The organism is Leifsonia sp. GW821-FHT13C09, assembly GCF_058806435.1.
Genome location: NZ_JBXAPS010000001.1, coordinates 812,340 through 825,211, shown reverse-complemented (window position 1 = coordinate 825,211; position 12,872 = coordinate 812,340). Strand labels below are relative to the sequence as shown.

Sequence of the window (12,872 nt, the reverse complement as noted above, 5' to 3'; positions counted from 1 at the left end):
GCGGAATGGGTGCGCCGCGGGAGGGCGGGGCCGTGACCCCGCACTCCCGGATCGAGCGCGCCTACCGCGAGGACGCCGCCCGCATCCTGGGCGCGGTCGCGCGCACGACGGGCGACCTCCTGCTCGCCGAGGACGCGGTGCAGGAGGCGTTCGCGCGCGCCGTCGCGGAGGCGGCGCGCGGCCGTGAGCCGCGGAACCCCGCGGCCTGGATCACGACGGTCGCGCGCCGGGTGGCGCTCGACGCGCTGCGGCGCGAGCGGAGCGCCCGGCGCGTCGCTCCGATGCTGGCGGCGGAGGCCGAGCGCGCCGAGAGCGCGGCCGCGGCCGCCGCGGAGCAGAGGGGTGGTGTTGAGGTGTTCACCGGCGATGAGCGACTGGACCTCATCCTGCTCGTCGCGCATCCCGACCTGGCGCCGGAGACGCGCGTCGCGCTGGCGCTGCGGCACGTCTGCGGCGTGCCGACCGCGCGGATCGCGGACGCCTTCCTGGTCAGCGAGCCCACGATGGCCGCCCGGCTCACCCGCGCCAAGAAGCGCGTCCACGACACCGGCCTCCGGTTCGCTCTCGACGACCCGGCGGCCGTCGCGGCCCGGATGCCGGACGCTCTGACGACGATCTACCTCCTCTACACGGTCGGGCATGCGACCGCGGACGACCGGCTGCGCGCCGACGCGATCGCCCTCGCCCGCGACGCGCACCGGGTGGCCGGCGACGCCGAGAGCGCCGGACTGCTCGGCCTGCTGCTGCTCACCGAGGCCCGCCAGAGGACGCGGCTGACCGTGGACGATGAGTTCGCGACGCTGCGGGAGGCCGACCGGACGCGCTGGGACGTACCGATGATGGTGGAGGGGGAGCGGCTGGCGACCGTCGCGCTCGACGGAATGGGCGAAGGGGACGGTCGCTACGCCCTGCAGGCGGGCATCGCCGGGCTGCACGCGATCGCGCCGACCTGGACGGCCACCGACTGGCCCGCGATCGTCCGGCTCTACGACGGGCTGGTGCGGGTCTGGCCGAGCGCGTCTGCGCGGCTCGGCCGGCTGGTCGCGCTGGGCCACAGCCCGGACGCCGGACCGGAGGTCGCCCTCGCCGCGCTCGACGCCGATCCTGAGGTGTTCGCCGGTCCGCTGGCACCCAGGGCGCACGCGGCGCGCGCCGAATTGCTGCGGCTGGCGGGTGACCGGCCGGGGTCGGCGGCCGAGCTGCGCCGCGCGATCGCGGCGGCCGGAGACGACCGGACCCGGAGGTCGCTGCTGCGGCTGCTGGCCGCGGGAGGGGCGTGAGTCCGCTCAGTCCCGCGCGCTGAGCCGTTCCACCAGACCGATCAGCTCCTGTAGGTCGGTCTCGTCGCGCAGCACGGTGTTCGCCGCCGGCAGGAGTGCCGTGTTGTAGTACATCCCATCGCCGATCAGCATGATGGTCCGCGCCACCATCCGGTCGCCGACGACGGCCTCCAACTCGCTGAGCCATTGCCGCTGGGCGTCGGCCAGGGCGTCGCTGGCGCGGGCGTCGGACGCCTGGGCCAGCCGGGCGATCGCGACGATCACGCGCTCCAGGCGGTTGTCGGACGGGATGGAGGTGCGCAGGAAGTAGGCGACCGGCCCGTCCGGCGCGGCCCGCATGTGATCGATGTCTGTGGCGAGGTCGGCCGCGAAGCGCTCCAGGACGCCGTCGACCAGGGCGTCCTTCGACGCGAAGTGGTAGAGCAGGCCGCCCTTGGAGACGCCCGCGCGCGCGGCGACGGCTTCCAGCGTCGCCGCGCGCTCGCTCTGCTCGGCGAGCAGGTCCTCGAAGGCGTCGAGGATGCGGTCGCGCGCGGAGCGCGAGGCGGGAGCGGACGAGGGGGACGCCGCGGAGGCGGGGGAGGACATGGGGCCATGCTAGCCGCGGCGGCGCTGTGCGCCCGGTCATGCGCTTCCGAGCCCATGCGCTTCCGAGCCCATGCGCTCCCGAGCCTCGTCCTGGTTCGTTGACTACTGTACCGTCCGGACGGTACAGTAATGCCATGACCGCGACCACCCGCCCCGACCGCATCCCGGCCGCCGCCGAGCCGACGGCGCAGACCCCTGCGCCCGCGCCGGCCCGCGCCGGCACGCGCGCCTGGGTCGCCCTGGTCGTCCTCATGCTGCCGGTCCTCCTGGTGTCGGTCGACAACACCGTGCTCGGCTTCGCCCTGCCGGCGATCACCGAGGCGCTGCGTCCGTCGTCCACGCAGATGCTCTGGATCGTCGACGTCTATCCGCTCGTGCTCGCCGGCCTCCTGGTCGCGATGGGCAGCCTCGGTGACCGCATCGGCCGCCGGACGGTGCTGCTGATCGGCGCGACGGGCTTCGCCGGCGTCTCCGCCGCGGCCGCGTTCGCCCCGACCGCCGAGTTGCTGATCGGCGCGCGGGCGCTGCTCGGCGTCTTCGGCGCGATGCTCATGCCCTCCACGCTGTCGCTGCTGCGCAGCGTCTTCCAGGACCGCGAGCAGCGCCGCGTCGCCATCGCGATCTGGGCGGCGGGCTTCGCGGCCGGGTCCGCGCTCGGCCCGATCGTCGGCGGCCTGCTGATCGAACACTTCTGGTGGGGATCGGTGTTCCTGCTGGCGGTGCCGGTGCTCATCCCACTGCTGGTGCTGACCCCGCTGCTGGTGCGCGAGTCGCGCGACCCCGCGCCGGGGCCGGTCGACGTCGTGTCCATCCTGCTGTCGCTGGTGACCATGGCGCCGATCGTCTACGGGATCAAGGAGTTCGCGGTGCACGGGCTCGCGCTCGTGCCCGTGCTCGCGGTGCTCGTCGGGGTGACCGCCGGGGTGCTGTTCGTGCGCCGCCAGCTCCGCAGGCCGGTGCCGATGCTCGACATGCGCCTGTTCCGGCGGGCGGCGTTCAGCGGCGCCGTGCTGATCAACCTGCTCAGCGTGATCGCGCTGGTCGGGTTCCTGTTCTTCGTGTCGCAGCACCTCCAGCTCGTGCTCGGGATGCCCCCGATGCGTGCCGGGATGGTGCTGCTACCGGGGCTCGCGACCATGATCGTGTCCGGCCTCCTCGTCGTGCCGGTGGCGCGCAGGCTTCGGCCTGGGCTCGTGATCGCGGCCGGCCTGTGCGTCTCGGCGACGGGGTACCTGCTCGTCGCCGTGAGCGGCGGCGGCGCCTCGTGGGGGATCCTGCTCGCGGCGTTCGTGCTGCTGGGGGCGGGGATCGGCGCGGCGGAGACCGTGTCGAACGAGCTCATCGTGTCGACGGCGCCGGCCGACAAGGCGGGGGCGGCGTCCGCGGTGTCCGAGACCGCGTACGAGCTGGGCGCGGTGCTCGGCACCGCGACCCTCGGGAGCATCATCATCGCGTCGTACCGCGCGGCGATCGTGCTGCCCGCGGGACTGAGCCCGGCCGACGCAGCGGCCGCCGGGGACACCCTGGGCGGGGCGGTGACGGTCGCCGAAGGCCTCCCGAGCGGCGCCGCAGGCGAGCTGCTGGAGTCCGCGCGCCACGCGTTCGACAGCGGCATCGCGCTCACGGCCTCCATCGGCGCCGGGCTGATGCTGACGGCCGCCGTGCTCGCGCTGGTCACACTGCGGCGCGTGCGCGGCTGAGCGGCGCGGCGGCGGCGATAGTGTGTAGGGGAACCGTCCGCCCACCGATCAGCGCAGGAGCGTCATGAGCAGAACCGTCCAACTCGCCGTCATCCCCGGGGACGGAATCGGTCCGGAGGTGATCGCGGAGGCGGTCAAGGTGCTCGACGCGGTCACCGCGGGCAGCGACCTCGCGTTCGAGAAGACCCGTTTCTCGCTCGGCGCGGACCGCTACCTGGCGACCGGCGACGTGCTCACCGACGACGACCTGGCCGCGATCGCGAGCCACGACGCCATCCTGCTCGGCGCCGTCGGAGGCAAGCCGGGCGACCCGCGGCTGGCCGGTGCGAACATCGAGCGCGGGCTGCTCCTGAAGCTGCGCTTCTCGCTCGACCACTACGTCAACCTGCGGCCGACCACCCTGTTCCCCGGCATCGCGAGCCCGCTGGCGAACCCGGGCGAGGTCGACTTCGTCGTCGTCCGCGAGGGGACCGAGGGCCCGTACGTCGGCAACGGCGGCGCGATCCGGCAGGGGACGCCGCACGAGATCGCGAACGAGGTCTCGGTCAACACCGCCTACGGCGTGGAGCGCGTCGTCCGCTACGCCTTCGAGCAGGCGGAGCAGCGCCGCAAGAAGCTGACGCTCGTGCACAAGACCAACGTGCTGACCTTCGCGGGCGGGCTCTGGAAGCGGATCGTGGACGCGGTCGCCGTCGAGCATCCGGACGTGGACGTCGACTACCTGCACGTGGACGCGGCGACGATCTTCCTGGTCACGGATCCTGCTAGATTCGATGTGATCGTCACGGACAACCTCTTCGGCGACATCCTCACCGACCTCGCGGCCGCGATCAGCGGCGGCATCGGACTGGCCGCCTCGGGCAACATCAACCCCGCGGGCGAATTCCCGAGCATGTTCGAACCGGTTCACGGATCGGCCCCCGACATCGCCGGCCAGCAGAAGGCCGACCCCACCGCCGCGATCCTCTCCGTCGCGCTCCTCCTCCGCCACCTCGGCGCCCGGGAGCTCGCCGAGCGGGTCGAGCAGGCGGTGACGTCCGACCTGGCCGCCCGCAGCGGCGCCGCGCGCACCACCTCCGAAGTGGGCGACGCGATCGCGGCCCGCGTGGCGCAGAATTGACGCATCGCACAAAAGGACACTCAATGACCTCCACCAGCATCAACCTCACCTCCGGACCCAGCGAGACGGCCGGCCTCCTCTGGAACGTCACGCGCAACGAGTCGTCGCGCAGCGCGGCCGAGCGCGAGGAGATCCTCGCGAACCCGGGCTTCGGCAACTACTTCACCGACCACATGGTCGACTTGTGCTGGTCGGCCAAGGGCGGCTGGCACCGGCCGCGGGTCTCCCCGTACGGCCCGATCCAGCTCGAGCCGTCCGCCGCGGTGCTGCACTACGCGCAGGAGATCTTCGAGGGACTCAAGGCCTATCGGCACGAGGACGGCTCGATCTGGAGCTTCCGCCCGGAGGCGAACGCGGCCCGCATGCAGCGCTCCGCCTACCGCCTGGCCCTGCCGGAGCTGCCGGTCGAGCACTTCCTCGACTCGCTCAAGCAGCTGATCGCGGTCGACGGCGACTGGGTGCCGAACCGTGAGGAGACCAGCCTCTACCTGCGCCCGTTCATGTTCGCCAAGGAGGCCTTCCTCGGTGTTCGGCCCGCGAACAAGGTGGCGTACTATCTGATCGCCAGCCCCGCCGGAGCGTACTTCCCGAGCGGCGTCGCCCCGGTGTCGATCTGGCTGTCCGACCACTGGTCGCGCGCGGGCAAGGGCGGCACCGGCGCCGCCAAGACCGGCGGCAACTACGCGTCCAGCCTGCTCCCGCAGGCGGAGGCGTACGAGCACGGCTGCGCGCAGGTGCTCTTCCTCGATTCCGTGGAGGGGAAGTACATCGAGGAGCTCGGCGGCATGAACGTCGTGCTCGTCTACAAGGACGGCACGCTGGTCACGCCCGACTCGGACAGCATCCTCGAGGGCATCACGCTCGACTCGGTGCTGCAGCTCGCCCGCGACCGCGGCCACACGGTGGAGCGCCGCCGCGTGACGATCGACGAGTGGCGCGACGGCGTGGAGTCCGGCGACATCGTCGAGGTGTTCGCGTGCGGCACCGCCGCGGTCATCACGCCGATCGGCGAGCTGAAGTCGGACACCTTCACGGTGGGCGACATCACCGCGCCTCCCGGGGAGCTCACGATGTCGCTGCGCAAGGAGCTGACCGACATCCAGTACGGCCGCGAGCGCGACCGCCACAACTGGATGATGCGCCTCGACGCGTAGACCGCGTCGCATTCGCCCCTGTGCCGCGATTCCTCACGAATCGCGGCGCAGGGGCGAATCCACATTCGTGACGAATGTCGCGAAAGCGGCGACGTTTCCCTACATTCGTGACGAATGCCGCCGGGAGGGTACCAGCGCGGTGAGGACGCGGTCGACGTCGTCGTCGGTGTTCCAGAGGTGGAAGGCGACGCGGACCCGGCCGGCGCGACCGGAGGCGCGCAGGCCCGCGGCGGTGAGCGCGGCGAGGTCGGCGCCTTCCGGGTCGGGCCAGGTGAGGATGGCACGGCCGCGAACCGCGCGGCCTAACACGTCGGTGAGGCCGAGCGCCTCCGCGAGCCGGTCGGCCAGGCCGGTCGCGTGCGCGTGCACAGCGGCCGAGTCGAGCGACGCGAAGAACTCCAGGGCTGCGGCGGTCCCGGGCCAGACCGGCCACGCGGGAGACACGTCGAAGCGCCGGGCGGAGGCCGCGGGAGCCAGGAGCGGGCCGTAGCACGAGGTCCACGGATCCTCGCCCGCGTACCAGCCGGCGTGCACCGGGTTGAGGGCGTCGCGCAGCGCAGGCCGTACGGTCAGGAACGCGCTGCCGCGCGGCGCGCACAGCCACTTGTAGGCGTGCGTGATGGTCAGATCGAAGCGGGAGGCGTCGACCGGGAGCCAGCCGAGCGCCTGGGTGAGGTCGGCCAGGCTCAGCGTCCCCGTGCGGGCGCAGGCGGCGAGGATCGCGTCGGCGTCGGCGTGCTCGCCGGTCGCGGACTGCACCAGTGAGAACGCCACCAGCCAGGTGTCGCCGTCGATGGCGTCCGCGAGGTCGGCCAGGGCGACCTCCCTGACGCGCACCCCGCGGTGCGCCTGGGCCTGGAACGGCGCGACGACGGACGCGAAGTCGCCCTCAGGGCAGAGCACCATGGCGCCGTCCGGGGCGGAGGCTGCGATGAGGGAGGCCAGCACCGACGCCTGTGATCCGATCGCGACGTCCGCCACAGCCACTCCCGCCAGGCGTGCGAACGCGGTGCGCGCGCGGGCGATGGCGGCGTCGTAGTCGCCGGGCGTGGCCTCGCCGCGCGCCCAGCGCTCGAGGTCGATGCGGGTGGCCTCCACCGTGGTGCGGGTGGGGAGGCCCTGCGTGCAGGCGGCGAGGTAGCCGGCTCCGGAGAGGAAAGCGTCCCGGAATGCCGAGGAGGACAGCGTCGCGGCTGGCGTCGCGGCCTCCGCTGGTACGGACGCTGGCGCGGGCAGGGTCGGGGATTCGGGCATGGCTCCCATCCTGAGCGACCCTCACACATCACACCAGAACAGGTGTTGAATCGCATCCATCACCCGGCGTTATGATTTCCGCATGCTGCTCGACGACCTCGACTCCCACAGCCTCCGCGTGGTGCGGGCGATCGCCGACCACGGCTCGATCACCCGCGCCGCCGAGTCGCTGGGCTACAGCCAGCCCGCGATCAGCCAGCACCTGCGCCGACTGGAGGCCCGGATCGGGATGCCGCTGGTCGCGCGCGCCGGCCGCGGTGTCCGGCTCACCGAGGCCGGCCGCGTGCTCGCCCGGCACGCCCGCGCGGTGACCACCGCACTCGACGCTGCCGCGGGCGAGCTCGCCGACCTGCGCGGCCTCCGCACCGGCCGGGTCCGGCTGGCGGGCTTCCCCTCGGCGTCTTCCTCTCTCGTCCCGCGGCTGCTCAACACCATGGAGGCCGACCACCCGGGCGTCCGGATCACCTACCTCGAGGCCGAGCCTCCCGAGGCCGTCGCGGCGGTCCGGGAGCAGACCGCCGACCTCGCCATCACGTTCAGCTACCCGGGCGACCGCGTCGACCCGCACCGGGAGAGCGCCCGCGGCCTCGCCGTCGTCCCGCTCTGGAAGGACGAGATGCTGGTCGCCCTCCGCGCCGACCACCCCCTCGCCGCCGGGGAGCGCGTCGACCTCGCCGAGCTGGCGACGGCCTCCTGGATCGGCGGCTGTCCGCGCTGCCGCGGCCACCTCCTCGAGCTCACCGACGCCTGCGGCTACGCGCCGCGCATCGCCTACGAGACCGACAACTTCATCGCCGTGCTTCGGATGGTCGCCGAGGGCGTCGGCGTGGCGCTGCTCCCGGCGCTCGCGGTCGGCTCGGCCGGCGCGGTCGACGGTGTGGTGCTCCGCCCGACCGCGAACCGCGACCATCGCACCATCAACCTGGTCGCCGCCGCGGGTTCCGACGCCGTCCCGGCGATCGCGGCCACCGCGGACGTGCTGCTCGCGCTCGACGGCGAGCCCTGGGGACTGTCGGCGCTCTGAACCGTGGCTACGATCGAGCCATGAGCTCCCCAGCACCCGTCTTCGCCGTCGTCGGTCCCGGAGCCGTCGGCGGCCTGTTCGCCTGGCTGCTGTCCCGCGCGGGGCACGACGTCGTCGCGGTCGGCCGGCCCACGACCGTCGAGGCGATCCGTGCGGACGGCATCGAGGTGCGCAGCGCCACGTTCGGGGACGGCGTCGAGCGCGTCTCCGCCGCCACCGAGGTGCCGGAGGGTGCGAGCGTCATCGTGGCGACCAAGGCCTACGGGCTGGAGGATGTCCTCCCGGGCATCGCGGCGGCACACCCGAGCGAGGTGGTGTCGTTCCTCAACGGCGTCGAGCACATGGTCCCGCTGCGGGAGGCGCTGCCCGGGGTGCCGGTCGCGGGCGCGTCCGTCGCGGTGTCCGCGCTGCGCGCCTCCACGACGGTGATCGACCACCGCAGCCCATTCGTCAACATCGAGGCTCCGGAGGCCGCTGGCGGCTTCGCGTCGATCCGCGCCCTCGCGGACGCCGGCCCGCGCGTGAAGGTCGGCGGAACCGAGGCCGAAGTGCTCTGGGCCAAGTTCCGGCTGCTGTCGGCGCTCGCGCTCCTCACCTCCTACTGGCGGCAGTCGGCCGGCCCCGCCCTGAGCGAGGACCCCGAGCTGACCGAGGCCGTCGTCTCCGAGATCGTCGCCTGTTCGACCGCGGAGGGCGTCCCCACCTCCGCGCTCGACCTCGTCCGCGTGCTCCACAGCGTGCCCGGCGGGATGCGCACCTCCCTGCAGGAGGACCTCGCCGACGGCCACCCGAACGAACTGGACGCGATCGGCGGCGCGCTGCTGCGCATCGGCGCCCGGCACGGCATCCCCACCCCGGCCATCGCCCGGATCGTCGCGGCGCTAGGCTCGAACGCGTGAAGATCGCACGGTTCAGCCACACACGTCCCTCCGAGCAGACCCCGGTGATCGATTACGGCATCGTCGACGACGACGCTCTGGTCGTCCTCGCCGGCGACCCGCTGTTCTCCGGCTTCGACACGACGGGGGAGCGCGTGCCGCTCGGCCAGGTCGGCTCGCTGCTGGCCCCGGTCATCCCGCGCTCGAAGGTCGTCGCGGTCGGTAAGAACTACCGCGACCACGCCGCCGAGATGGGCGGTGAGGCGCCGGGCGAGCCGCTGCTGTTCCTCAAGCCGAACACCGCGGTGATCGGCCTCGGCGACGCGATCGTGCTGCCGCCGCAGTCGAAGCGGGTCGACTTCGAGGGCGAGTTGGCCGTCGTGATCGGCAAGATCGCGCGGCACGTCCCGGAGGAGAAGGCCGCAGAGCATATCTTCGGCTACACCGTCGCCAACGACGTCACCGCCCGCGACCTCCAGGAGTCGGACGGCCAATGGACCCGCGCGAAGGGCTTCGACACCTTCTGCCCGCTCGGCCCGGTGATCGAGACCGAGCTGAACCCGGAGGCGTTCCTGCGCACCCGGGTCAACGGCGAGCTGAAGCAGGAGGCGCGCATCTCCGAGATGGTGCACGACATCCCGTCGATCATCGCCTACGCCTCGAGCGTCTTCACCCTGCTGCCGGGCGACGTCATCCTCACCGGCACGCCGGCCGGCATCGGGCCCATCGTCGCGGGCGACACCGTCGAGGTGGAGGTCGAAGGCGTCGGCTCGCTGGTGAATCCGGTGCGCGCACCCAAGTAGGATTTCCTCTGTATGTCTGACAACGCCTCGCACCCCTTCTCGACCGCGACCGGCGCGGATGTCCGCGTCCGGTTCTGCCCGTCGCCCACCGGCACCCCGCACGTCGGCCTGATCCGCACCGCCCTGTTCAACTGGGCGTACGCGCGGCACACCGGCGGCAAGCTGATCTTCCGCATCGAGGACACCGACGCCGCCCGCGACAGCGAGGAATCGTACGCGATGATCATCGACGCGCTGCGCTGGCTGCGCCTCGACTGGGACGAGGGGATCGACGCCGGCGGCCCGAACGAGCCGTACCGGCAGTCGCAGCGGTACGACATCTACCGCGAGCTGATCGAGCGGCTGAAGGCCTCCGGCCACATCTACGAGAGCTTCGCCACCGGCGAGGAGATCGAGGCGCGCAACGTCTCGCTCGGACGCGACCCGAAGCTCGGGTACGACAACTTCGAGCGCGACCTCACCGAGGATCAGAAGGCCGCCTACCGCGCTGAGGGCCGCGAGCCGGCGCTGCGCCTGCGGGTGCCGGACGACGACCTCAGCTTCGACGACCTGGTGCGCGGCGAGATCACCTTCCCGGCCGGCTCGTTCAGCGACTTCGTCGTGGTGCGCCCGAACGGCCACCCGCTCTACACCTTCGTGAACCCGGTGGACGACGCGCTCATGGGCGTGACGCACGTGCTCCGCGGCGAGGACCTGCTGTCCTCCACCCCGCGGCAGATCGCGCTGTACCACGCGCTCATCGACGCCGGCGTGACCACATTCGTGCCGCGGTTCGGCCACCTCCCGTATGTGATGGGCGAGGGCAACAAGAAGCTCTCCAAGCGCGACCCGGAGTCGAACCTGTTCCACCACCGCGACCGCGGGTTCATCCCGGAGGGCCTGGTCAACTACCTGGCGCTCCTCGGCTGGTCGCTCACCCACGACCGCGACGTGTTCTCGATCGAGGAGCTGGTCGCGGCGTTCGACGTCGCCGACGTGAACCCCAACCCGGCCCGCTTCGACCAGAAGAAGGCCGAGTCGATCAACGGCGACCACATCCGGCTGCTGGAGGTCGGGGACTTCGCCGAGCGGACCATCCCGTACCTGGTCGCCGCCGGTGTGCTCACCGAGCCGCTGACCGAGGCGCAGCGCGCGGTGCTCGCGGAGGCCGCGCCGCTAGTGCAGGAGCGCGTGCAGCTCCTCGGCGAGACGCCGGGGATGCTCGGCTTCCTGTTCACCGACGCCGCGTCGCTGACGATCGAGGACGACGCCCGGGCGTCGCTGCCCGACAACGCCGCCGAGGTGCTCGCCGCGTCGCTCGGCGCGCTCGAGCTTCTGCCGGAGGACGGCTGGACGCACGACGCGATCGAGGCCGCGCTCCGCGACGCCCTGGTGGAGGCTCTCGGGCTCAAGCCGCGCGTCGCGTTCGGGCCGCTGCGGGTGGCTGTCTCGGGCCGCCGGGTGTCGCCTCCGCTGTTCGAGTCGATGGAGATCCTCGGGAAGGCCGAGTCACTGGCCCGGCTGCGCGCACTGTCGGCGAGCCTGAGCTAGGTCTCGCCGTGGGGGACAGCGTCGAAGTCATCGTCGTCGGGGGCGGCCCGGCCGGCCTCAGCGCCGCGCTGAACCTGGCGCGCGCCCGCCGGCGGGTGCTCGTCGTGGACGGCAACCGGCCGCGCCACGCCGCGACGCTGCAGGCGCACGGCTTCCTGAGCCGAGACGGCGTGCCGCCCGCGGAGCTGCGCCGCCTCGGCCGCGAAGAGGTTTCCGGCTACGACGACGCGGACGTCGTGTTCGCGCAGGTCGGCTCGGTGACCGTGGACGCCGACGGCTTCCGCGTCCGCGGCACTGGCGTGCGCGGCGGCGCCGACGTGGACGCTGTGGCGCAGACCGTCGTCATCGCGACCGGCGTGGCTGAGACCATGCCCGCCCTCCCGAGCCTCCGCGCCTTCTACGGCACCCAGCTGCACAGCTGCCTGGAGTGCGACGGCTACGAGAAGGCCGGTGAGCCGCTCGCCCTGATCGGGGAGACGGCGGACCTGGCCGAGCGCGCCCTGCTGCTCACGCAGTGGACGGGCGACCTGATCGTCTTCACCAACGGCGTCGCGCCGATCGGCGACGACGAGGAACGGGCGCTGGCCCGGCTCGGCGTGCGCGTCGAGCGTCGGCCGATCGAGGATGTGGTGGGGGAGAAGGGCGTCATGACGGGCGTCCGGCTCAGCGACGGGACCGTGGTGCCGCGGGCCGGCGGGTTCGTGCGGCCGGTGTGGACTCCCGCCCTGTCGTTCGCTGACGCGCTCGACCTCGACCGAGACACCGACGGGTATCTGGTGACGGACGCGCACGGCCGCACCTCGCTGCCGGGCGTGTACGCGGCGGGTGAGACCACCGCGCCGGGGCCGCAGCAGCTCATCGTGGCAGCCGGGTCGGGCGCCGTCGTGGCCGCGGCCGTGAACCGCGACCTCATCGGCATCGGCGTGGACGAGGGCGCCGTCCTCTAGTCCCCGCGGCGCACACGCGCTCGCATCGCTGCGCGATTCGTCACGAATGTGCGTTCTGGCGCCTCCATTCGCGACATTCGGCACGAATCGCGGCGGCCGGGGTCACTCGTCGGGGGCGGCGTTGTAGCGCTCGAGCATCCGCGCGAGAGCCTCCAGGTCGGCCTGCGACCAGCCTTCGAGGCGGCGCGCGACCGAGTCCAGCACCGTGCGCGTGGACTGGTCGTAGGCGCGGCGGCCCTCGGGGGTGAGCCGCAGAGCGGTGCCGCGCGAGCCTCCGCCCTCCTCGTCGGCCGCGACGTAGCCGTGCTCCAGGAGGGCGGCGAGCTGCCGCGACACCGTGGAGCGGTTGAGCTGGAAGTGCGTCGCGATGTCGACCGCCCGGCAGCCGGGATTGTCCTGGATGTAGGTCAGCAGCGACCGGTCCACCACCGAGAGCGCTTCGTCCTCCCTGCGCACCCGGGCGGTTCCGCGGCGGCCGACGGTGAGCAGCTCGCGCTGCACGCGGGCGATCGGGTCGCGCGGGTCAGGAGGGGTCATCCACCCAGCCTACCGGGATCCAAGTTGCACAATACAACTAATTATCGTACGTTGCTC

Annotated in this window: 12 protein-coding genes; 9 read left to right on the top strand and 3 right to left on the bottom strand. The window is 72.7% G+C overall.

Features of this window, described 5'->3' with window-relative positions:
- Positions 1 to 32 precede the first annotated feature (32 nt).
- Positions 33 to 1,280, top strand: coding sequence for an RNA polymerase sigma factor (locus AC1ROW_RS03980; RefSeq protein WP_493017553.1), 1,248 nt, complete (start codon positions 33 to 35; stop codon positions 1,278 to 1,280).
- Positions 1,281 to 1,286: 6 nt separating this feature from the next.
- Here AC1ROW_RS03980 and AC1ROW_RS03975 read toward each other — a convergent pair whose 3' ends face one another.
- On the bottom strand, positions 1,287 to 1,868 hold the full coding sequence (locus AC1ROW_RS03975) for a TetR/AcrR family transcriptional regulator (RefSeq protein ID WP_493017552.1): 582 nt from the start codon (positions 1,866 to 1,868) through the stop codon (positions 1,287 to 1,289).
- A 134-nt stretch (positions 1,869 to 2,002) separates the two neighbouring features.
- Between AC1ROW_RS03975 and AC1ROW_RS03970 the strand changes: the two genes are divergently transcribed.
- The 3 genes from AC1ROW_RS03970 to AC1ROW_RS03960 all read left to right on the top strand — a co-directional run bounded on the left by AC1ROW_RS03970 (position 2,003) and on the right by AC1ROW_RS03960 (position 5,842).
- On the top strand, positions 2,003 to 3,568 hold the full coding sequence (locus AC1ROW_RS03970; RefSeq protein WP_493017551.1) for an MFS transporter: 1,566 nt from the start codon (positions 2,003 to 2,005) through the stop codon (positions 3,566 to 3,568).
- 64 nt (positions 3,569 to 3,632) lie between these two features.
- Entirely contained in the window at positions 3,633 to 4,688 is a 1,056-nt protein-coding gene (locus tag AC1ROW_RS03965; RefSeq protein WP_493017550.1) for a 3-isopropylmalate dehydrogenase, read from the top strand.
- A gap of 23 nt (positions 4,689 to 4,711) precedes the next feature.
- On the top strand, positions 4,712 to 5,842 hold the full coding sequence (locus AC1ROW_RS03960) for a branched-chain amino acid aminotransferase (RefSeq protein ID WP_493017549.1): 1,131 nt from the start codon (positions 4,712 to 4,714) through the stop codon (positions 5,840 to 5,842).
- Between the two features lie 99 nt (positions 5,843 to 5,941).
- Here AC1ROW_RS03960 and AC1ROW_RS03955 read toward each other — a convergent pair whose 3' ends face one another.
- A complete protein-coding gene (locus tag AC1ROW_RS03955; protein WP_493017548.1) occupies positions 5,942 to 7,096 on the bottom strand; it encodes an aminotransferase class V-fold PLP-dependent enzyme in 1,155 nt (384 codons plus the stop codon).
- Positions 7,097 to 7,178: 82 nt separating this feature from the next.
- On the opposite strand from AC1ROW_RS03955, the gene AC1ROW_RS03950 reads away from it, so the two are divergent.
- Genes AC1ROW_RS03950 through AC1ROW_RS03930 form a run of 5 tightly spaced genes read left to right on the top strand, consistent with a single transcriptional unit; the run spans position 7,179 to position 12,278 of the window.
- Entirely contained in the window at positions 7,179 to 8,120 is a 942-nt protein-coding gene (locus AC1ROW_RS03950) for a LysR family transcriptional regulator (protein WP_493017547.1), read from the top strand.
- A 20-nt stretch (positions 8,121 to 8,140) separates the two neighbouring features.
- The gene (locus AC1ROW_RS03945; protein WP_493017546.1) at positions 8,141 to 9,019 is read left to right on the top strand and encodes a ketopantoate reductase family protein; all 879 of its coding nucleotides are present in this window, start codon (positions 8,141 to 8,143) and stop codon (positions 9,017 to 9,019) included.
- Positions 9,016 to 9,801, top strand: a complete 786-nt coding sequence (locus AC1ROW_RS03940; RefSeq protein WP_493017545.1) for a fumarylacetoacetate hydrolase family protein — start codon at positions 9,016 to 9,018, stop codon at positions 9,799 to 9,801. The genes AC1ROW_RS03945 and AC1ROW_RS03940 overlap by 4 nt, the downstream gene beginning before the upstream one ends.
- A 12-nt stretch (positions 9,802 to 9,813) precedes the next feature.
- Positions 9,814 to 11,331 (top strand): glutamate--tRNA ligase, encoded by a 1,518-nt coding sequence (gene gltX / locus AC1ROW_RS03935; protein WP_493017544.1) that lies wholly within the window; start codon positions 9,814 to 9,816, stop codon positions 11,329 to 11,331.
- Between the two features lie 8 nt (positions 11,332 to 11,339).
- Positions 11,340 to 12,278, top strand: coding sequence for an NAD(P)/FAD-dependent oxidoreductase (locus tag AC1ROW_RS03930; protein ID WP_493017543.1), 939 nt, complete (start codon positions 11,340 to 11,342; stop codon positions 12,276 to 12,278).
- Positions 12,279 to 12,380: 102 nt separating this feature from the next.
- Here the strand turns inward: AC1ROW_RS03930 and AC1ROW_RS03925 are convergent, their stop codons facing one another.
- Positions 12,381 to 12,815, bottom strand: a complete 435-nt coding sequence (locus AC1ROW_RS03925) for a MarR family winged helix-turn-helix transcriptional regulator (protein ID WP_493017542.1) — start codon at positions 12,813 to 12,815, stop codon at positions 12,381 to 12,383.
- Positions 12,816 to 12,872: the final 57 nt, after the last annotated feature.